Source organism: Mesorhizobium sp. WSM4306 (genome assembly GCF_007003975.1).
Classification (GTDB): Bacteria; Pseudomonadota; Alphaproteobacteria; order Rhizobiales; family Rhizobiaceae; genus Mesorhizobium.
This window is the reverse complement of sequence record NZ_VFTC01000040.1, coordinates 26,041-45,306: the sequence shown is the minus strand read 5'-3', so window position 1 is coordinate 45,306 and position 19,266 is coordinate 26,041. Positions and strand designations below refer to the sequence as shown.

Below are 19,266 nucleotides of genomic sequence, written 5' to 3'. Positions count from 1 at the left end.
GACTGCGCGTGAGACCCTCAAGGGAGCGGGTGGTTGCCAGCAGTTGGGAAGCACTTGAGTGCCTTCATGACCAATGGCCAGAATGGCGAGAGGACCAAGCTATCGAGCTGCCTGCCGCACTTGCCGCGACTCCCTGGACGGATGGCGGACTCCACAACAAGCAGGAAGGGCATTCTTGAAAGCGGCCCGTCGTGCAGGTTTGGTCCAGGCCTCATAGTATAGCCAAGTCATCGCGGAGGCGGGTCCCAGCAAACGGCTATGGGCTCTACGATATGGCCGGCAATGTCTGGCAGTGGACGACTGACTGGTACCACGAGCAGCGTCGGATCGAGAGCCCTTGTTGCACGATGGCCAACCCGCGCGGCGACAAACGCGAGGCGAGCTACGATCTAATGACGCCCAACTTCAGGATCCCGCGCAAGATCACCACGGGCGGGTCCTTCCTGTTTGCTCCCAAGCCATTGTCAGCGTTACCGACCGGCTGCACGCATGGCGCAGCCGGTGGACACCAAGCGATCTTCAATCCTTGTGGGTCTGCCCATCGCAAACGACGATTGGTCGAGTAACGACGAAGCCCTATGCTAGCCCCTATAGCGAAGTGCCTCGGCGATCACTGCCATCGCCGGAGAGACCTGCCTCCTGCTCGGGTAGTACAGGTGGTAGCCTGCAAAAGGTGGGCTCCAGTCGTCAAGCACTAGAGCCAGCCGCCCCTCCGACAGATGATGGCTTACGAGATTCTCCGGTACGTAGGCGATCCCGTAGCCGCTGATCGCTGCGTCGATCATGGCAATGGATGTATTGAAAGTTAGCTGACCTTCCACCCGGACCCGTAGGTCACGGCCATCCTTCGCGAATTCCCAGGCGTAAAGCCCACCGAACGTGGTCTGGCGCATGTTGATGCAGTCATGCCCGACCAGATCCTGGGGTGTGACCGGAACCGGGTGGCGGGAGAAATAGTCCGGCGAAGCCACGGCAACGAGCCGCCAGTCCGGGCCGATCCGCACCGCGATCATGTCTCTGTCGATGCTCTCCCCCAGACGCACGCCTGCGTCGAAGCGCTCTTCGACGATGTTCCTCATGCCGTTGTCGCTATAGAGCTCGACGCGCACGTCGGGATAGTCGCTGAGCACGGGCTGCAGCTTCGGCCAGACGGTCGTCTGCAGCGCATGGTCGGAGAGCGTGAGGCGGACCGTTCCGGAGGGCTTATCACGAAAGGCCACCAGGCTTGCAAGATCGGATTCGATCTCCTCGAAGCGAGGCACGAGAGACTGGAACAGCCGCTCGCCGGCCTCGGTCGGCGCGACGCTCCGCGTCGTGCGGGTCAGCAGCCGAACGCCCAGACGGGCTTCCAGCTCCTTGATCGTCGAGCTTAGGGTCGACTGCGAGGTTCCAAGCTTCGCCGCCGCCTTGGTGAAGCTGCGCTCCCGGGCGACAGCCAGGAACCACAGTAGATCCTTCATGTGGTCGCGCTGCATAGGCAATCTCCTGAACGATCATTTATATCACAAATCGATAAGTTCATGCGGATTATTCGATCTAATCGAAGGCGCTGCCTTGCCATATCTTGTCGGCATGGCTTGGCGGTCGCGGCCAGCCTGCTGCCTCAAGGATACCCGCTATGGATACAACCTACGACACTAGGCTTGTCGAAGACCGCGCCGCATGGAGCGCAGTGCTGTCGATGGCGCTATGCGTTTCCGTCCTCATCGCGTCGGAATTCATGCCAGTTAGCCTGCTGTCGCCGATCGCGGCCGATCTCGGCATCACCGAGGGCCGCACGGGACAGGCGATCTCGATTTCGGGCGCTTTCGCCGTCGTGACCAGCCTGCTGGTCGCCGGCCTCACGCGCCGGATCGACCGCAGGCTGGTCGTGGCCGGCTTTACCGTGCTCCTAATCGTTTCCGGGCTTGCTGTCACCTTCGCGCCGAACTACGCGTTCCTCATGGTTGGCCGGGCGCTGCTCGGCATCGCGATCGGCGGCTTCTGGTCGATGTCGACCGCGATCGTCATGCGCCTCGTGCCGGAAGACATGGTTCCGAGGGGCCTCGCCGTGCTGAACGCGGGCAATGCCATTGCGGCCACCATCGCAGCGCCGCTGGGCAGTTTTCTCGGCGCCTATGTCGGCTGGCGTGGCGCTTTCTTCCTCGTCGTGCCGCTCGGGCTCCTGGCTCTGGTCTGGCAGTGGACCAGCCTGCCGGCGCTGCCCCCGCGCCGGAGGAAGCGTCCGGGCAATCCGCTGGCGCTGCTCGGCCGTCTTCCTGTCGCCATCGCCATGGCGTCGATCATGATGCTGTTCATGGGCCAGTTCGCGCTCTTCACCTATCTGCGCCCCTTCCTCGAGAGCGTGACCCGGCTCGATATCGCCGCGCTTTCGGCAATCCTGCTGGCGATGGGGCTGGCGGGCGTGGCCGGCACATGGTGCATCGGCCGGCTTTTGCGCACGCGCCTGTTCAGCATCCTCATCGTCATCCCGCTGGTCATGGCCGCGCTGGCCGTTGCGCTCATCGCCTTCGGCGCGTTGCCGGTTCCGACAGCGCTACTGCTCGTTGCCTGGGGCTTCTTCGGCACGGCCGCGCCCGTCGGCTGGGGCACGTGGCTCAGCCGCGCGCTGCCGGACGACGCGGAGACCGGCGGCGGGCTGCAGGTGGCCGTCATCCAGCTCGCCATCACCGGTGGCGCCGCGATCGGCGGCATGCTTTTCGATACATTCGGCTGGTGGGGAGCGTTCACTTTCGGCGCGGTGCTGCTCTGCGGATCGGCGCTCGCCGCCTTTGCCGCATCGCATATGGCCCGGAGGTCCCTGCCATGACCATCGTGCGTGCGATGCTCAGCCGCCGGACATTGCTCGGCGCCGCGCTCGCGGTGGCGGCCCTGCCGCGCGCGGCCGCCAGCCAAGAGAGCAGGGACCCAGCCAGCCAGGAACCCACCGACATGAAGATCAGGATGATTTTCAACGGCCGCACCATGACCGCCACGCTCTACGACAATTCGTCGGCGCGCGACTTCTTCTCCATGCTGCCGCTCGACCTCAAGATCGAGGACTACGCGCACAACGAGAAGATCGCCTACCTGCCGCGCAAGCTGACCGAGGAGGGCAGCGGTCCGTTCGCCAACGAGAAGCCCTACGACCTCTGCTATTTCATGCCCTGGGGCAATCTGGCCATGTTCTACGCAGACTATCACCATCCCGGGCTGATCAGGCTGGGCCGATTCGACGAAGGCTCCGAGGCCCTTCATGTTCGCGGCGAGTTCCCGCTTCGCATCGAACCCATCTGACAGGAGATCATCATGGACATTCTTCGCGCAGGCACGAGGCCTTCCGGCAAGGGTCCCGCTGACTGGTTCACCGGCACGGTGCGGATCGATCCGCTCTTCAATCCCTTCGACGCCGCGCGGGTGCAGGGCGCGCAGGTGACCTTCGAGCCGGGCGCCCGCACCGCTTGGCACACGCATCCGCTCGGCCAGACGCTGATTGTCATCTCCGGAAGCGGCCGCGTCCAGCGCGAAGGCAGCCCGGTCGAGGAAATCCGGCCGGGCGACGTCGTCTGGTTCGCGCCCGGCGAAAAGCACTGGCACGGCGCGTCGCCTCAGACCGCCATGACCCATATCGCTCTCCAGGAGGTCAAGGAAGGCAAGGTCGTGGACTGGCTGGAACATGTCACCGACGCCGATTATGGCGCCTGACATCGATTGAACGAAAGGAAAGCAAAATGCTCGCAACCGTTCTTCACAAGCCCGGCGACATCCGCTGCGAGGAAATAGCCGACCCGAAAATCCTGCGGCCGACGGACGCCATCATCAAACTCTCGGCAAGCTGCATCTGCGGCTCAGATCTGTGGCCCTATCGCGGGCTGCAGCCGGTCGACGGCCCGATGAATATGGGCCACGAATATTGCGGCATCGTCGTCGAGGTCGGCGCTGAGGTGCGCACGGTCCGCCCCGGCCAGTTCGTCGTCGGCTCGTTCTGCCTCTCCGACAACACCTGCCCGCATTGCCGCTTCGGCTTCCAATCCTCCTGCGAGCAGCGCGAGTTCATGTCGGGCGCGCAGGCGCCTTATGCCCGCGTGGCGCTGGCCGACGGCACGCTGGTCGCAAGCGCCGAGGTGCCGCCGGCCGAACTCATCCCTGACCTGCTGGCCGTGTCCGATGTGCTCGGCACCGGCTGGTACGCCGCCGATGCGGCCGAGGTACGCGAAGGATCGACGGTGGTGGTGGTCGGCGACGGCGCGGTCGGCCTGATGGGCGTGCTCGCGGCCAAGGAGATGGGCGCGGAGCGCATCATCGCCATGAGCCGCCACGCGAGCCGCCAAAAGCTCGCCCGCGAGTTCGGCGCCACCGACATCGTGGCCGAGCGCGGCGAGGAAGGCATCGCGCGCATCAAGGACCTCACCAGGGGTGTCGGCGCGGACTCGGTGCTGGAATGCGTCGGCACGGGAGAATCCTTCGACCAGGCGCTGGCCTGCTCCCGGCCCGGCGGCACGATCGGCTATGTCGGCGTGCCGCACGGCGTGAGCTTCGACGGCCAAAGACTGTTCTTCGGCCAGAAGCGCATGCTGGGCGGCCCCGCGCCGGTGCGCCGCTTCCTGCCGGACCTGATGGACCGGGTGCTGCAAGGGCGGATCAAGCCCGGCAAGGTCTTCGACCTCAAGCTGCCGCTGGCCGAGGTCGCCGAAGGCTACCGCGCCATGGACGAACGCCGCGCCATCAAGGTCATGCTTTCGGTGTGAGGAAAGATTGGAGGCGGACAGTTCGTCCGCTCTGACAAAGCAGAAGAGGAACAAGACATATGACGATGACATTGAAGATCGCCGCCCTTGCGCTTGCGCTTTCGGCCGCCACGCCGGCCTTTTCCCATGAGTCCCCGATCGTCGGTGCGTGGCGCATGACGTCGCTCGAGGTCGGCGCCGACGGAAACCTCAACCCCGTGCCGTATTCCGGCCAGGTCATTTTCACCGAGGCCGGCACACTCTCGGTGCAGGCGCAGAACCCCGACGCCAAGGCGCCGGATACACCTTACACCACGAATGGTTATGAAGCCTACTACGGGCCTGTCGCCATCAACGACCAGGACAAGACCTTCGTCATTACCGTCGAGTCTTCCCTGGTACGCAACCTTGTCGGGCAGAGCATGAAGCGCAAATTCGAGGTCTCGGACAACAAACTGGTCCTCAGGCCGGACAATCCGGCCGAAGGCTGGCGCGTAACCTACGAGCGCTACTGATCTGAGCGGCCCAGCTGCGAAGGTTTTGCGGTGGCCACAATGCTGGCGCTGGACGACGCCAGCAAGCGCAAGAACACTCGGCTAATTCATTGGTGCAGGCTTGCCGGCGACGGCGATGCCATCATCGGAAGCATGTCGCAGCTTGAGTTTCACGCCGCCTCTTCCGCCGACCTCATCTTCGGGACAGACGCTGCCGGAACATTGCGGTTGGACGATTCATTCGATTTCAGTGGAAGCATCGCCGGCATCACCAATGATGACAAGGTAGACCTCGAGATATTTGGTTCAGCACCGGACATCGGCGCTTACGATGCGGACAGCTTCACAGTTGCCGACGACGGCACTGGCCGGAATCCAGCGGATGACTTCCACTTCACTGACGGAGAAGGCAACAGAGCTCCAACGTGAAGCGTGCGCCGGATTGATCCGGCGTCCGCTTCACATCTGAAACTTGCGATATCCAGGAGAAAGCAGCCCGGCCTACCTCTCCCGGAAGGCGCGCTGGAACGAATCCACCAGCGGCTTAGTCAGATAAGCCAGAAACGTTCGCTCGCCGGTTGAGATGAATGTTTCAACCGGCATGCCTGGATAGATCTGCTCGGGCTTGATCTGCGGCGGCAACTTGTCGGCCATTTTAAGCCGTACGGAGAAGTAAGGCAGTCCCGTGCTGGGTGTGATCAGCCGGTCGGCCGAAATGTAGAACACCTTTCCGGGCACTTTCGGCGTCGTACGCGCGTTGAGCGCCGTGAACATCATATTTGCGTCCTGCCCCACCCGGATTGAGTCGATATCTTCAGGCTTTACCCTGGCCTCGACAATGAACTCGTTCGTGGTCGGCAGAAGCTCCATTACCACCTCCCCAGCACGGATGACGCTGCCTTGGGAATTGTAGAGCGATCTAACGATGATGCCGTCCACCGGCGCCCGGATGGTCATCCGGTCCAGAACCGATCGACCAGCGTTGATTTGTTCCTCAAGATCCGCGACCTGCGCCCGTGCTTTGTTCAATTCCGTAACGGCATCCTCGACCCGGCCGGTTGTAAGTCGTTCAATCTGCTGGCGCGCTTCCACAGTCTGCGTCGCCGAGCTGGAAATCTGAGCTTCCAGAGACCCTGCCTGGCCTACCAACTCGGCGGTGCTGCGCAGAAGATCGGTGTATTCTGAACGATTTGTGAGTCCTTTTTTCAGCAGGTCTTTTTTTCGCTCCGTCTCCCCGCTGACGATCGCAAGTTGATTTTCCGCTGCCTTCTTTTGAGCCCTTAGCCCGACAATCGCGTCCTGGAGGGCCGTTACCCTTTGCTTCAGAATCCCCTGTTCTGCGGCATAGCGCGCCAACCGAGCCTGAAATTCCTTATTTTGCTCTCCAAAGACATCACTGTATTCGGAAGCGCCGGAATAGGCTCCGAGGTCACTGGACAAGACGATTTTCGCGAGGCCGTCTCGCTCTGCCTCAAGCCGCGAAATTTCAGCTTTTTGTGCAACCCACTGCTTGAGAACGCGGTTGAGTTGGGACTGCGCCACGGTCGGATCGAGCACGATAAGGGCCTGGCCCCTTGAGACCCTGTCTCCCTCTCGGACCTTGATGCTGCTGACCACGCCCCCTTCGAGGTGCTGGATCATGACATTTTGTCCTGCTGCTGCTACCACCCCTGGCGCGATCGTTGCTCCTGCAATTGGTGCAGTGGCTGCCCAGAATCCGAAGCCGAGCAAAAAAACGGCCACGCTTCCATACCCCGCCAGCGTGATCCGATCGGTGCGTGTATCGACGTCACGTTGCCAGCGATACGTATTGGCGCCCGTCTGGATGGTTTGGCTACGAATCGTCATTGGCGACCTTTATCTACACGCGTGTAGGTGACGGGGAATGGCACCACTCCTTCGTTGTCACGTGACTGGGAAGCTGCGGGCGATGTGGCTTGCCCCTGTCGGTCGGCAAGTTTGTCGAGCACGGCCTTGGTCGAACCATAGATCTCGACCTGGCCATTGCGCAGCAAAAGTATGCGATCGCATCTGGCTGCGAGGGAGGGCCGGTGGGTGATGACAAGGACGGTGGTTTTTCGAGAGCGCGCCTGGATGATCGCGCGCACGAGCGCAGCTTCGCCATAAGAATCAAGATTTGCATTGGGCTCGTCGAGCATCAGGATCTTGGGATCGCCGTAAAAGGCGCGCGCAAGGCCAATACGTTGACGCTCACCGCCTGAGAGGCGAACGCCAGCGGGGCCGATCACAGTTGAATATCCGTTCCTCTGCCCCAGGATGAGCTCATGCACCTGCGCCTGTTGGGCCGCCCGGACTAACTTTTCGTCAGCTGCATCGGGCTCAAAGCGCGAAATGTTCTGGGCGATTGTTCCTGGGAAGAGCTCGACATCCTGCGGAAGGTAGCCAATGTGATGGCCGAGTTTCTCCGGATCCCAATTTCGAATGTCGCCCCCATCGATGCGGATCGCGCCAGAAAGGGGTTGAATGGCACCGACGATAAGCCGCGCCAGCGTCGATTTTCCGGCCTGGCTTGGGCCGACGATAGCGACGGTTTCTCCAGCGGGGACCTCGAAAGTCACTCGCTTTATGAGCGGCAGCGCGCCGTCGGCCGATCCAGGAAGCTGATAGACTATCTGATCCGCGCTCAACGCTCCTTCAGGGGCGGGCAATGCTATGTTTTCCTGCTTGTCCGGTCCGGATCGGGAAGCCGCAAGCCTCTTCCATGCAAGATTGGCGTCGGTGATCTGCCGCCAGCTTCCAACGATTTGATCGAGAGGTTGCAAAGCGCGCGCGGAAATCATCGAGGACGCAAATATCATCCCGGCGGTCATCTCGTTGTGCAGAACCAGATAGGCGCCGACGCCTAGTATCGCGATTTGCAGTACCGATCGCGTGGTGCGAGACACACCGCCATAAAATGCGTTGATGCGAGCGAGCCCATCCGAGGCCTGCAGCGAGCCGGAAAAACGGGCACCCCAGAACTCTATTGCGTTGGACACCATGCCGAGTGCACGGACCGTTTCGAAGTTTCGCGCGAAGGCCTGCGCCGAATTCATTGAGGCGCTGAGATTCTCCGCCGCCTCCTTGCCGGGCCGCGAACTGGCGACCTGGTTCAGCACGGCGATGGAAACCATGAGAGCCGCGCCGATGACCGTTACCAGGAAGAGCAGCGGATGGATGAAATAAAGCAGGCCCACGAAGATCGGTCCAAAAGGGAGGTCGAAGAGAAAGAAGATAGTTCGCGAAGCGATAAACCCACGCAGGGTGGCCAAGTCGCGTAAGGCCTGGACGTCGCCGAGCCCAGCGCGTGGGCCGCTCATTGCTGAGAGAAAAGACGATGCACCAAGCGCAACATCGAGCCGCGCGGCGAGCCGGCTCGCATATATCCCCCGAACGACTTCGAGCACCCCGAAGAGCAAGAGTGACGAGAGCGCGAGTAAGGTCAGGTAGGTGAGAGTGTCCAGATTGGCTGCAGGCAAAACCCGATCATATACCTGCAGCATGTAGAGGGGCAGGATTAACACCAGGGTGTTCATCACCGCGGAGAAGAGGCCCATTTCGACCACGCTTCTCGATAGCACCGTTCTGTTCGAATAACTGGGCATCCCGAACTTGCCCCTCGGACAAGCGATCATATTAGACAAGTTTTATATATCATGCGGAGTTGTCATGCTATCGTTTGCGCATCTTTGATAGCCATGGTGAAGACAGCCAGCGCAGCTGAGGCCTCACATCATGGTGAAGCCCTTGCGACTCAGCTGAAGATCACAAAGCATGAGCATCACGTCGCGATAGCACCCGTAGAGGAGCTGCGATCACGTCGGTGCCACGGAGACAATGACGCCAGGGTCTTGAGGGTCCCAACCCTCCTCCCTGGCGCTGCTCCCGCACTCGCCCGCGACACCTTTGCCTCCCTTGCCGGGCGCTACTTCTGGGGCCTATTGCTCCAAGCGGGCGTTCGGATATTCGAATTTCAGCCCACCATGTACCATCCCAAGCTCCTATCGTGGACAATGTCTGGGCGAGCTTTGGTTCAACCACAGGCGCGCCACCTACCGGGCAGCGACATGCGCCTTCACGCTGGATGCGCAAGTCGGCTTAAGAGCCATGCGCACTCGCTGTACAGCTTACTGCCCGCGCCCAACCAGCCAAACAGATGCTAGCCGGGTGAGTGGGCCAGCGATCACGCCAGCCCAGGTGGTGGCGCGCTGTCGGCGGTCTTTGCATTCTTGGCGGATCATATTTTGGACTTTAGAGTAACCAAGCGGCGTCAGGATCCAGCTGTTAAGCTGGGACGATCTCCTCCACATTGGGCTGTTGTCGCCCGAGTAGCCAATCGGGATATTGAGGTGGTCCGCCTTCCGGACTAGTCGCCGCGTTTTAATCTCCGCAATCTGTTCATAGTATAGCAGCGTTTCCCAATAATGTCGGTATTCAGCCTTTTCCCGCTCTACCAGCGTGCAAGCATTTGCCATGTCGACGTCATAGGCGTGGTCGATTGCCCTGATGGTTCGCCGGTATACCGCAACTTCCAACAGCTCTTTGATTTGTAACGGTATCATACGGCTCCCCAGCTTGCGCAAAAAGGAACGCTAGGACCTCATATGGGGCACAGTCCATTCCACCACTTGGATGAGCTCACAACGCAAAAGAACTAGGATGAAGTAAGATTTTTTTGCATTTGAGCGGTGGCCTCCACACCTGTTGATTAACTCATGGACTTGCGTCGGCTTGATACATGTTCCGATGTGCGAAATGCCTAAGCCCCACTGCCGGAGATTCGGTCCAGATTACGAGGATAAAGATCCTGCCAACGGGGGCTTCCCCTGCGCAATCCGCGGATGTAAGGGTATATTAGCAATTCGTTAAGTTCCTGTTGGAGTTTGCGTAAGGGGAGTTCGGTCATGAACTTCAGAGGCCTGATTAAGCGTGCTGAAGACGTAGACAAAGCAATTCAGGACCTGCAGACCGATTTGGCGGACGCGCTGGATGCAAGTCTCGACGCCGAAGAGCTGGTGCCGCCCGAGAGCGACGATGTCCCGGAATCCGCGGCGAGATCTGGTGACGGGCCACCCCAAGCCGATGCGGCAAATGGCGATAGTGCGAAGAACGCGGACAGTGCGGGCGATGCAAACAGTTCCGAAACGGCGCCACGCCTGACCGCCCATACCCAGACCCGACTGGCGGCATTGAGTGCCTTTGAAGGGCTCTTCGATGACGCCAGGAACTATCTGGAGGAGATCAACGACAAGCTGTCGGAGATCGGCACCTCACACCATTTGACGCGCGAATTTCTCAACATCCTCCACAACGACATTCTTCGCGCCAACGAGCTGGAGGTTGCAAATGCCGGTCTGGCCGCCGAACAAAGGACGCTGTCAGAAAAGCTGCACGACGCGGTGAGAAAGCTGCGCGAGCGTGAAGGCGCATTCGAAGCGCTGCAACAGCGCGAGACAAGCCTGGTTCAGGACCGGGAGGCGCTTCGTGCAGCACTTGCCGCGACAAGGCTGGAACTTGTGGAGACAGCCAATGCGAGCGCAAAACGCGAGGCGGAGTTCGGCGACATCGCCAAGCGGCTGACCGCCAGGACGGTCGAGGCCAACAGGCGCCTGCGCGAGAGCAAGATGCTGCGGGAAAAGCATGTCAGCCTGTCGATCGAGCTCGACAAGGCGCTGAAGCGGGAATCCCAGGCGCGCCACAGGCTCGATGAGCTCTCGACGATCCATGCCAGCGAAGCGGCGCGGCTTTCGGAGCTGCTGGCCGCCCTCGGGAAGAGCGAGAAAGAAGAGATGCGGCTCCAGAAGGCGTTTGAGGCCGCACAGGCGAAGCTGACGGAAACAACCGAAGCGGCCCGCATGATGGAAGGCGACAAGGAAGCCGAGCTGGCTCGCAGTCAGGCGGAAATGCGCGGGTTGGGATCGGAGATCCAGAATCTGCAATCGCGATTGGAGCAAACGTCGAACGACAACAGCGAGGCCGCCAACGAGATCGCCAGGCTCAAGAGCGAATTGAACGACACCCTGGCCGAAAAGAAAATCGCCGATGAAAGATTGTCCGCGCTCACCCAGGACAACGAAAACGACAAGATGAGTCTTTCGAAGGTGAACGCCAATCTTTCACAGCTTTCGCTGCAACAGGCATCCGAACAGATACAGTTCGACGTCCAGAGGCAGGAGTGCGAGGACCTCAAAGCCGAAATCGTGTCACTCAATGCCCGGATCAAGGAACTGCTACCCTACGAGCGGCTCCATAAGGCCACCAGCGGTAGACCGCGCGAGGAAGGGGTGGTCGAGATAGCCGGCGTGATGGCGAAGAAAGCACGGACAACGGGCAGGCGGCGCATCCGCAGGAATGTCAGCGCCGCTTCGTAGCTCGCTTTCTCGTTCCAGCGTGTCCGTGACGTCGCTTCGCACGCGCTCCAGAGGTCGCAAGGACGACAGCGCCACGATGGGAGGCCGGCACCTCACCCGGAGAGTAAACCAATGGGGCGCCGGCCAGGCGAATCGACAGGTCCGCCGCGCAGCCAAGGTAGCGTGCGTCAGCACCGCAGGGCATTGGTGCGATCACGGAAGGTGCAAGCGACAATCCCCTGGTCTTCTCATTCGAACCCTTGCGGGAACCTTCAGCCGACAGGCTGCAGACGCGTCCAGGACGCAATCGCGGGCCGGCCCGGATCCTTCTCAGTCGAACGGTTCGTGCTGGTAAAGCTCGTCTATGCTGAGCGATACCAGGGCGCCGAAAGGTGCCTGCTTTTTCATCCGGCCGCCGCTCAGGATCACCACGTCGTCACAAAACGAGATCCTGGCGATCGCCTCATTCACAGCGTCGAAATCGGCAGTGAACAGGGATAGGATTCGACGAGCCGTAAGGCTCCAGTAGCGTGACGGCATCAGCAGCGGAATGTGACCGATGATCCGCGCCCAGCCATGACAGTCGCCGAACGATGGACCTGCCATGATACTGCGATCTCGACGCATGCTCGCGGAGCGGCGAACTTTCACAGTAGCGACGGGCGAGTTCCCCACGGCGCTTGGCGTCAGCTGGAGATGTACGACCGATCAAATCCGGCCGTTTTGATAAGTCCCGCATGGTCATGCAGCTCGACCACGCCGCCGCGGAATGAAGCCAGGCCGCTTTCCCGCAATTCCTTCAACACACGACTTACATGCACAGCCGAAAGCCCCAGCGCGTCGGCCATCTCGGCCTGGGTCAGCGGGCATTCAAAGCGGTCCGGATAACTGGTTGCCGATCGATGTGAGCGGCAGGCCAGTTCGAGAAGAAAATGAGCCGTGCGCTCTACAGGTCCCCTTCTGCTGACTCCTGCCAGATGTTCCGTAACCCTGGAGTACCGCCTTGCCTGAGCCAGCAGGATAGTCTCGCAAATGGCCTGCGGATAGCGCGATAAACAAGTACGGACAGTACCGATTAGCTCGATCGCAGTCACATCGGAAAGAGCCGTTACCGTCTCGCCCCCTTCTCCGTTGAACTCAATCAAGGCAATTTCGCGAGGAAGCGCAAAATCGACGATAAGACGCGAGCCGTTCGGCAATGCCTTGACGAATGCGGCCCATCCCGCAGTCACCACCAGGATAAGGGATCTGGCCTGATGCGCGCGTGCAATCGTCGTGTTCGCTGGATAACGTCGGCGCACAGCTCCCGGCAGTACAGAGAATCCCTCTTCCCAACTCGCGTCAGCAAGCCCAGGTCCCCTCGCCAATCCAAAAACCTGCTTTGATAAGTTCATTTTGTCCCAATAGCCCCACCCATGATCGTCCCTTCGATCAATATGGAGCTGCAAACCATCAACTGGACAAAAAGTTCCCTCTACCCTTTCAGCCGAATGGCGTCGCAGCCTACCACTGTCGGGTACAGCCTTACCACTTTTGGGCAGATCCGTCGTGGCGCCCTGGCACAAAACGACTTCCAGGGGATCGCGCACTTTCGTCCCGCTCGCAGCGAGCATGTGAACCATTGGATGAAAGTCGACCGGCGCTGGTCATCTCGATCGAAGCCGGCTCCTATGATCTGGCTACCGGAAGGGCCTCAGCTACTTGCCCTGGACTTCCCGTGGCCACGGATCGCCCGCTTTCGAACATCTTTTCTAGGGCTGCGCCCAGCGAACGTCACCGCTACTTGCGGTCGCTTCAGCCGGTTAACGCGCTCGCGAAAAAGACCCGCTCAACTTGATATCAGCCCTGCTTGACGCTTTTCTGGAAGTCCGTCGGGTACCGCAGGTTGAGCTGAAGCCGGAATAGCCAATCCCACTCGCGGATCGGGAGCCTGCAATTCTCGCCAAGGCGGGCCGGCGATCACCTGGGTATCTCTTTCGAGACTCTGGGATGCGCCAGTCGAAACGATTTGCGCCATTGGCTTGGCTGCCGACTTCCGGCGTCGCAGGGCACGTTTGGCGTTGTAGGTCTGCCATCTTTCTTCGGCCACCTCCAGGTCGTCGAGTGCCGATATGACCGATTCAAGGCGGCTTTCGATCCGGGCAAGTCGCTTCCGGGTGGAAAGCAAGGCAACTGAAACCAGCAAACTGTAGGCCAAAACGACAACGGCTGCTCCTGCGGGACTTTCGATGCCAAATACAATCAAGGCCCCGGCTCCAATAAAAATGGCAAGGGCCCCGTAGACCAGCAACCGGCCCTTATCCAGAAGAAGCATCAACGGCCAGGTTGCAGACAGCATCAGAATGGACAACGGCCGGATGACCGCCCAATCTACAAGCCTCGGAACAACGTCACTGTAATTATCCATATCAACCTCAGGCTGGACGAGGCCGGCCGCTTGCTCGGCGCCTGGGAGCGTAGGTTCTCCTGCGCGCCTGATGGCCGGTGGTGGTGTTCTAGACCTCCCGGAAGAGCGACAGATTTCCCGGCGCATGTCCTAAGGTCTGAAAGGCTTGTCGGGTAGACCAGATCGACCTTTAGCCGATTTACTACTCAATAATGGTAATGGCTACGATGTCCGCGAAGCTGTTATGTTTCGGACTGGCTGGCGATGCTGCCGGTCGTCGGGCGGGAGCGATTTGGACATACCGAATGGCGGGGAGCTACCCTGTTGGGTGTTTTCATTGCGCTTAAACAGGCGGTTGCCCGAAATATTTTGATGTGAAGCAAATTCAGCCGACGCTGGAGGGGCGGATTTGTGCTGCTGATCGCAAGGATTCGGAGATGGCAAGTCCAACTGATAATCCGATCATAACCCGAGAGTTGCTACCGCTGGACGTCAGGGAAATTCTTGATTTCTTCCTCCGCCGGTGGAAACTCGTGTGCAGTATTGCAGCGGTCACCTTTTGCCTATTTGTGGTTGCCGCCTATGTGCTTCCGCCATCGTATACAGGGGCTGCACAAATCTTACTCGATTCCCCGATCGACTATATGACTCCGCAGGATTATTCCAATTCTGATTTTGCCGACAATTCGACATTCATCGAAAGCCAGATTGCGGTTCTGAGATCCGCATCGCTCCTTCAGAAGGTCGTCGACAGCGAAAAGCTGACGGAGGATCCCAAGATCGGGTTGGGGGCATTAGGATGGCTGCAAGGCGCGCTCGGAGTCTCGCGTGTCGGGATGGCGGATGTAATTGAGATTTCAGTGACCGCTTACGACCCGGGAAAAGCAGCCTCCCTGGCGAACGCAATATCCCAAGCCTATCTCGCTGATCGCGTAAGGTCTCGCTACGAAGGGGCCAGGAAAGCGTCCACATGGCTCAGTGAGCGGGCCGCATCTCTGCGAGCGGAACTGAGCGTTTCGGAACAAGCCGTCCAGAAGTTTCGGATCGATCACAATTTGTTGGCGACGCCAGCAGGCAGTTTGACTGACCAGCAGCTGTCCGAATTGAATATCGCGTTGATTAACGCGCGCGCCGAACTGTCGGAGAAACGGGCACAATTTCAACAAGTTGACAAATTGCAGACTAGCGGAGGTGACATCCAGTCGATACCGGACGTACTGCAATCCGTGGTGATCAGCGCACTTCGGGCTCAGCTCTCTGGAGTGACACGACGGGAAGCCGACCTCAAATTGAAATATGGCGATCGGCATCCGGAGGTCATGACGGCTCAGGCGGAGCGCCGCGACATCGAGGGACAGATCACCGCCGAAGTACAGCGTCTCATTGGCAATCTGAAGAATGAAGTCGATGCCGCAGAGGCCCGGGAAGCTTCTCTGGCTCGAGCCTTGGATTCAGTATCCAACCGGTCCGAAATCGAAGGTCAGGTCGGCGTCCAGCTGCGCGATCTGGAGAGGATTGCTGCCGCGAACAAGGAACTCTTTGAGACATTCCTGTCACGCGCCAAGCTCACCGAGGAGAAGTCCACCCTCCTCAACAGCGGCGTGCGTGTGATCACTGATGCGGGTGTTCCGGATTCGCCGAGCTTCCCGAACAGGCCTCTTTTTGCGGCCCTGGGACTTGTCCTCGGCCTCTTCGTCGGGGGCGCCGGCGCCGTTCTTCGTGAACTTTTCGCTTCCGGCTTCATGGCAAAGAAGCAGATAGAGGACGAGTTGGCAGTTCCGGTTCTTGCGTCCATGCCAAGGATGTCGGGCTGGTCGAGAGACGGCCAGTCGCAAGCCCAGCCTGTGGCCTATCTCGAACGCAGACCACTATCCAGGTATAGCGAAGCCGTCCGGCGGCTTCGTCTGGGCATCGAGGCGACACCGGAACTGATCCGTTCGCCGCGCCTCATGCTGGTGACATCGGCGATGCCCGGCGAAGGAAAGACAACCCTGGTACTGAGCCTGGCTTGCTCGGCCGCGGCCGACGGCGAACGGGTTCTGGTCGTCGATGCGGACTTGCGGCTTTCTGCTGCCACGGCTTTCTTCGGCATGGCGGATAAGGTCGGGTTGGTCGATGTTCTGACTTTGCCGATGAGGGCTGCAAACGCAATTCATCGGGACGAACGCTCGGGGATTTCCCTGCTCCCTGCCGGTACAAGGACCCGGAACCCGCCTGCCCTTCTTGCTTCCGCGCGAATGCGCCAGGTCCTCAACGAGCTTCGCGGGAGGTTCGACACGGTGATCATTGACGCACCACCTGTTGGACCTGCGGCCGATGCCTCGATCCTAGCGAGGTATGTGGACAAAGTCCTCTTTGTCGTGAAGTGGCGTGAAACCTCGCGCGAGGCCGTTGCCGAAGGAATTCGCCATCTTGGCGGCCGGTCCAAGATTGCCGGCATCGCCCTGACTATGGTGGAGGAACCAAAGCTGCCGAAATATGGCCGTTACACGTCTTTGGAAAGCAGCGTTTCTGACAGTTACTATCTCAACTAGAGAAAATATTTCGCCATGCTGCACGCTGACTTATCTCATAGCCGCTCTCTTGAGCCGGTCGGAAAAATTCACGACGGGGACGCCGCGCGCTGGTTCGTGGTCCAGACGCACCAACATTCGGAGAGCTTGGCGGAGCGGCACCTCTTGGCGCAACACTTCCAAACCTATCTGCCCAAGCGAAGACGAACCGTTCGCCATGCTCGCATTGTCAGAACCATCTCCTGTGCCTATTTCGACTGCTATCTGTTCGTCTCGCTGGCTGTTCGTCAGCAGAGTTGGTACCCGATCAACTCGACCGTCGGCGTCCGAAAACTCGTGATGAGCAAAGGAATGCCGATACCGGCGCCATATGGTGTGATTGAGTCTTTGATCTCAGCAACCGATGACGACGGTATTTTGCACCCGGACATTCTATTGAGGCCAGGTCAAAGAGTTAGAATAATAGACGGACCGTTTTCGGACCAGCTTGGTGTTCTTGATCATGTCGGAAGTGCTGGAGCAGTCAGAATTCTCCTAAATATTATGAGCCGGTCGATTCCAATTACGATCGATCGGGATAAACTTTCAGCAATTTCTTGAATTCTATGCGTTAATTTTCATCTACCAAATTTTTGCGCGGAAGACGCCGAGACCATCGGGCAAGGAGGGACGAATTGGCACCCAATTCACCCTCGATGCGGCAGCTTGCAAAAGCCGACATTCCAGCCTCCAGGCCGGCATTGAGAACATTGGATGCTACGTCCCACCAGTCAGCCGCCGACGGATGGATATGGCGCCAATTCGACTACTTGCCGGCGACGATGAGCGATTGAATCTCGAGACGATCAACTGAGGAAACCCCTTGCAACTTTCACGGAAATCCAAACCCGGAAGCCACCGTCCCGCGGACCCTGGAGCGCCTGGGAATGGCCTGCAGCCGCAACAGTATCGTCGCTGGGCTCCAGAGGCCAAGGCAAGCATGCGGGCCGAAGCGTTGACGCCGGGGGCGAGTGTTTCAGCGCCAGCCAGGGTGGTTGGCGCAAGCCCGTCGGGCAGCAGAGCAGATGAAGGTCTTACACAAACCAACGGAAGCGCCCCCTTCCTGCCACTCAAGACGGTGCCGTCCCTGCCGATCGCCACAGAATTGTTTCGAGCACTCAATGAGGGCGGTCTGAAGTATGGAATAATTCAGGATCTCGCATCCCTGCAATATGGACTTGCGGGGCGGGACGATCTGGATGTCCTTCTAGACAAACACGACTACCCAGCCTTCTGCTCGATCGTGAGCAAGCTGCACGGCTGTCGCAGCGTGAGCCTGTCCTGCTACGACAATGTCTGCGCCGGCCGAGAGGACTGGTTCCTGCCCGACTTTTCGCATGGCCGCTATCTCCATCTCGATATGCATATCGGGGTCCGGGTCGGCTGGGAATTTCGCAAGCGCTATCCCGTATTCGACTATGCGGCGATTACGCGATGGGAGTCGATTTGTGTCGACGGCGTAGCGATCCCGGTCGTCTCTCCCGAAGACGAGATTCGGATAGCAATTGCTCGCTTCGCCTTTCGGGCCTGGGCACTGCCTTGGAGACAATGGATCACCATCGGGAATGGTTGGAAGGACCAATTTGCACGCCTGCCATGTCCGTCAGGCGACCAAGGCTTGCATGTCGTGGAATACACGCTTGGCGGCGGGAGAATCGCGAGCTGCAGGTTTCTGCAAAACGCCAGCGGCGGCCTCGTCGCCCACCGCGGAGATCTTGCCCGACTGCGGCGTTCAATCCGGGAAATGTGCGGCTTCACGGGACGCTTCGGAGTAGCCGACGCCGGCGTTCATCTGGCCCGCAAGACCTCGTATGTCGCATTGAGATCCCTTCAGCGATTGATGCCCGGCAGATTTCCACCAAAGCGACGGCCTGCGGCTGGTGGCTTTGTAGTGGCGCTCATAGGGCCTGACGGCATGGGAAAAAGCACCCAGGTTGATCGGCTGACACAGATATTTCGATGGAAATTCGGGTGTGCGCAAGCATATGTCGGGACCGGAGATGGCAATGGGTGGTGGCTTCGCAAGGCGTTGCAGACTCTGGTTTTTCCCCATAGACGCCGCCTTAAGTCCTTGGCCCAGCAAGGTGGCAACGATTCCACTGGCCGAAATTGGTCGAAGGGAAGAGTTGCTGCCGCCGCGTTGGCATTGTGGGCAGTTTTGATCGCGTTTGAGCGATACGCTGTCGTGAAACGTGCACATCGATGGGCGACGCGCGGCCTGATCGTCATTTGCGACAGGTGGCCGCAAGCGCTCGGCAGGGGATATCTGGACGGACCAACCATCCCACCGCACCTGTTCTCCGTCCCTGGCTTGTCAGCTCTCGCCCGGCTCGAGCAGGGGCTCTATCAGAAGATGGCGGAATGCCGGCCACACCTCACTTTGCACCTCGTTTCCGATTTTGCCGTCTCCGAGCAGCGAAAGCCGGGAGAAATCAGGAAGGAAGCCTTCGATGCGCGGCTGTCGCTGATGGCGGAGCTGCGAGCCAAGGACAAGACCATCCGAACCATTGACGCAAGCGCTGGCATTGAGGCGGTCGGCCGCGAACTGTTCAGGCATATCTGGCTGTCTTTGTGAGGCGGGCGGGCGGCTCGTCGGCCAGCCCCCAACAACCCCTGACGCATGGCCTTACGCCATCGCGAATCGACAGGTGTTCGCTGCCAGGCGGGGAAAGACCCCGAACGCTCGCGCTCGATGGCGGCGTTGCTAGAGCCTGTTTCATCCCGGGATCAGCACGGGGCTCCGACTCGAACTAGCCGATATGGCTCTGTTTCGGACGA

At 59.8% G+C, this 19,266-nt stretch carries 18 protein-coding genes and 1 pseudogene; 12 read left to right on the top strand and 7 right to left on the bottom strand.

The window, feature by feature from the left end:
* The first annotated feature begins 73 nt into the window (after positions 1–73).
* On the top strand, positions 74–217 hold the full coding sequence (locus FJV77_RS33425; protein WP_348643846.1) for a DUF982 domain-containing protein: 144 nt from the start codon (positions 74–76) through the stop codon (positions 215–217).
* Positions 218–245: 28 nt separating this feature from the next.
* Positions 246–585 (top strand): annotated as a pseudogene (locus tag FJV77_RS29755) (SUMF1/EgtB/PvdO family nonheme iron enzyme); the annotation flags it as partial.
* Here the strand turns inward: FJV77_RS29755 and FJV77_RS29750 are convergent.
* Positions 582–1,475, bottom strand: coding sequence for a LysR family transcriptional regulator (locus FJV77_RS29750; RefSeq protein WP_142869941.1), 894 nt, complete (start codon positions 1,473–1,475; stop codon positions 582–584). The pseudogene FJV77_RS29755 and the gene FJV77_RS29750 overlap by 4 nt on opposite strands.
* 143 nt (positions 1,476–1,618) lie before the next feature.
* On the opposite strand from FJV77_RS29750, the gene FJV77_RS29745 reads away from it, so the two are divergent.
* The 6 genes from FJV77_RS29745 to FJV77_RS29720 are packed head-to-tail and all read left to right on the top strand — an operon-like array spanning position 1,619 to position 5,629.
* Positions 1,619–2,809, top strand: a complete 1,191-nt coding sequence (locus tag FJV77_RS29745; protein WP_142869940.1) for an MFS transporter — start codon at positions 1,619–1,621, stop codon at positions 2,807–2,809.
* A complete protein-coding gene (locus FJV77_RS29740) occupies positions 2,806–3,276 on the top strand; it encodes a cyclophilin-like fold protein (RefSeq protein WP_142869939.1) in 471 nt (156 codons plus the stop codon). The genes FJV77_RS29745 and FJV77_RS29740 overlap by 4 nt, the downstream gene beginning before the upstream one ends.
* Before the next feature lie 12 nt (positions 3,277–3,288).
* Positions 3,289–3,684 (top strand): cupin domain-containing protein, encoded by a 396-nt coding sequence (locus FJV77_RS29735; RefSeq protein WP_142869938.1) that lies wholly within the window; start codon positions 3,289–3,291, stop codon positions 3,682–3,684.
* A gap of 26 nt (positions 3,685–3,710) precedes the next feature.
* Entirely contained in the window at positions 3,711–4,727 is a 1,017-nt protein-coding gene (locus FJV77_RS29730) for a zinc-dependent alcohol dehydrogenase family protein (RefSeq protein WP_142869937.1), read from the top strand.
* 59 nt (positions 4,728–4,786) lie between these two features.
* Complete coding sequence (locus FJV77_RS29725) at positions 4,787–5,221, top strand: lipocalin-like domain-containing protein (RefSeq protein ID WP_246691421.1); 435 nt, start codon at positions 4,787–4,789, stop codon at positions 5,219–5,221.
* Positions 5,222–5,260: 39 nt separating this feature from the next.
* The gene (locus tag FJV77_RS29720; protein WP_142869936.1) at positions 5,261–5,629 is read left to right on the top strand and encodes a hypothetical protein; all 369 of its coding nucleotides are present in this window, start codon (positions 5,261–5,263) and stop codon (positions 5,627–5,629) included.
* Between the two features lie 72 nt (positions 5,630–5,701).
* Here the strand turns inward: FJV77_RS29720 and FJV77_RS29715 are convergent, their stop codons facing one another.
* The 3 genes from FJV77_RS29715 to FJV77_RS32570 form a co-directional block, all read right to left on the bottom strand.
* Positions 5,702–7,048, bottom strand: coding sequence for an HlyD family type I secretion periplasmic adaptor subunit (locus FJV77_RS29715; RefSeq protein WP_142869935.1), 1,347 nt, complete (start codon positions 7,046–7,048; stop codon positions 5,702–5,704).
* A complete protein-coding gene (locus FJV77_RS29710) occupies positions 7,045–8,805 on the bottom strand; it encodes a type I secretion system permease/ATPase (protein WP_185970472.1) in 1,761 nt (586 codons plus the stop codon). Before FJV77_RS29710 ends, FJV77_RS29715 begins: the two co-directional genes overlap by 4 nt.
* Before the next feature lie 522 nt (positions 8,806–9,327).
* Positions 9,328–9,762: a hypothetical protein gene (locus FJV77_RS32570; protein WP_185970471.1), complete on the bottom strand. Its 435-nt coding sequence runs from the start codon at positions 9,760–9,762 to the stop codon at positions 9,328–9,330.
* A 342-nt stretch (positions 9,763–10,104) separates the two neighbouring features.
* Between FJV77_RS32570 and FJV77_RS29700 the strand changes: the two genes are divergently transcribed.
* A complete protein-coding gene (locus FJV77_RS29700; RefSeq protein WP_142869932.1) occupies positions 10,105–11,571 on the top strand; it encodes a hypothetical protein in 1,467 nt (488 codons plus the stop codon).
* Positions 11,572–11,880: 309 nt separating this feature from the next.
* Here FJV77_RS29700 and FJV77_RS29695 read toward each other — a convergent pair whose 3' ends face one another.
* From FJV77_RS29695 to FJV77_RS29685, 3 genes are all read right to left on the bottom strand, one after another.
* On the bottom strand, positions 11,881–12,156 hold the full coding sequence (locus FJV77_RS29695; protein WP_142869931.1) for a hypothetical protein: 276 nt from the start codon (positions 12,154–12,156) through the stop codon (positions 11,881–11,883).
* Positions 12,157–12,236: 80 nt separating this feature from the next.
* The gene (locus FJV77_RS29690; RefSeq protein ID WP_142869930.1) at positions 12,237–13,172 is read right to left on the bottom strand and encodes a Crp/Fnr family transcriptional regulator; all 936 of its coding nucleotides are present in this window, start codon (positions 13,170–13,172) and stop codon (positions 12,237–12,239) included.
* Positions 13,173–13,378: 206 nt separating this feature from the next.
* Positions 13,379–13,957, bottom strand: coding sequence for a hypothetical protein (locus tag FJV77_RS29685; RefSeq protein ID WP_142869929.1), 579 nt, complete (start codon positions 13,955–13,957; stop codon positions 13,379–13,381).
* A gap of 353 nt (positions 13,958–14,310) precedes the next feature.
* On the opposite strand from FJV77_RS29685, the gene FJV77_RS29680 reads away from it, so the two are divergent.
* The 3 genes from FJV77_RS29680 to FJV77_RS29670 all read left to right on the top strand — a co-directional run bounded on the left by FJV77_RS29680 (position 14,311) and on the right by FJV77_RS29670 (position 19,063).
* A complete protein-coding gene (locus FJV77_RS29680; RefSeq protein WP_246691420.1) occupies positions 14,311–16,470 on the top strand; it encodes a polysaccharide biosynthesis tyrosine autokinase in 2,160 nt (719 codons plus the stop codon).
* A 15-nt stretch (positions 16,471–16,485) separates the two neighbouring features.
* Positions 16,486–17,049 carry a transcription termination/antitermination NusG family protein gene (locus FJV77_RS29675; protein WP_142869928.1) on the top strand — a complete coding sequence of 188 codons (564 nt, stop codon included), beginning with the start codon at positions 16,486–16,488 and terminating at the stop codon, positions 17,047–17,049.
* 379 nt (positions 17,050–17,428) lie between these two features.
* Positions 17,429–19,063: a hypothetical protein gene (locus FJV77_RS29670; RefSeq protein ID WP_142869927.1), complete on the top strand. Its 1,635-nt coding sequence runs from the start codon at positions 17,429–17,431 to the stop codon at positions 19,061–19,063.
* The last annotated feature ends 203 nt before the right edge of the window (positions 19,064–19,266 follow it).

Excerpts from the sequence above, each read along its gene's own strand:
- FJV77_RS29695 (WP_142869931.1), bottom strand. The coding sequence starts at position 12,156 with ATGGCAGGTCCATCGTTCGGCGACTGTCATGGCTGGGCGCGGATCATC.
- FJV77_RS29675 (WP_142869928.1), top strand. The coding sequence starts at position 16,486 with ATGCTGCACGCTGACTTATCTCATAGCCGCTCTCTTGAGCCGGTCGGA.
- FJV77_RS29730 (WP_142869937.1), top strand. The coding sequence starts at position 3,711 with ATGCTCGCAACCGTTCTTCACAAGCCCGGCGACATCCGCTGCGAGGAA.
- FJV77_RS29670 (WP_142869927.1), top strand. The coding sequence starts at position 17,429 with ATGCGGGCCGAAGCGTTGACGCCGGGGGCGAGTGTTTCAGCGCCAGCC.
- FJV77_RS29740 (WP_142869939.1), top strand. The coding sequence starts at position 2,806 with ATGACCATCGTGCGTGCGATGCTCAGCCGCCGGACATTGCTCGGCGCC.
- FJV77_RS29700 (WP_142869932.1), top strand. The coding sequence starts at position 10,105 with ATGAACTTCAGAGGCCTGATTAAGCGTGCTGAAGACGTAGACAAAGCA.
- FJV77_RS29685 (WP_142869929.1), bottom strand. The coding sequence starts at position 13,957 with ATGGATAATTACAGTGACGTTGTTCCGAGGCTTGTAGATTGGGCGGTC.
- FJV77_RS29735 (WP_142869938.1), top strand. The coding sequence starts at position 3,289 with ATGGACATTCTTCGCGCAGGCACGAGGCCTTCCGGCAAGGGTCCCGCT.
- FJV77_RS29690 (WP_142869930.1), bottom strand. The coding sequence starts at position 13,172 with ATGGTTCACATGCTCGCTGCGAGCGGGACGAAAGTGCGCGATCCCCTG.
- FJV77_RS32570 (WP_185970471.1), bottom strand. The coding sequence starts at position 9,762 with ATGATACCGTTACAAATCAAAGAGCTGTTGGAAGTTGCGGTATACCGG.
- FJV77_RS29725 (WP_246691421.1), top strand. The coding sequence starts at position 4,787 with ATGACGATGACATTGAAGATCGCCGCCCTTGCGCTTGCGCTTTCGGCC.
- FJV77_RS29715 (WP_142869935.1), bottom strand. The coding sequence starts at position 7,048 with ATGACGATTCGTAGCCAAACCATCCAGACGGGCGCCAATACGTATCGC.
- FJV77_RS29745 (WP_142869940.1), top strand. The coding sequence starts at position 1,619 with ATGGATACAACCTACGACACTAGGCTTGTCGAAGACCGCGCCGCATGG.
- FJV77_RS29720 (WP_142869936.1), top strand. The coding sequence starts at position 5,261 with ATGCTGGCGCTGGACGACGCCAGCAAGCGCAAGAACACTCGGCTAATT.
- FJV77_RS29710 (WP_185970472.1), bottom strand. The coding sequence starts at position 8,805 with ATGCCCAGTTATTCGAACAGAACGGTGCTATCGAGAAGCGTGGTCGAA.
- FJV77_RS29750 (WP_142869941.1), bottom strand. The coding sequence starts at position 1,475 with ATGCAGCGCGACCACATGAAGGATCTACTGTGGTTCCTGGCTGTCGCC.
- FJV77_RS33425 (WP_348643846.1), top strand. The coding sequence starts at position 74 with ATGGCCAGAATGGCGAGAGGACCAAGCTATCGAGCTGCCTGCCGCACT.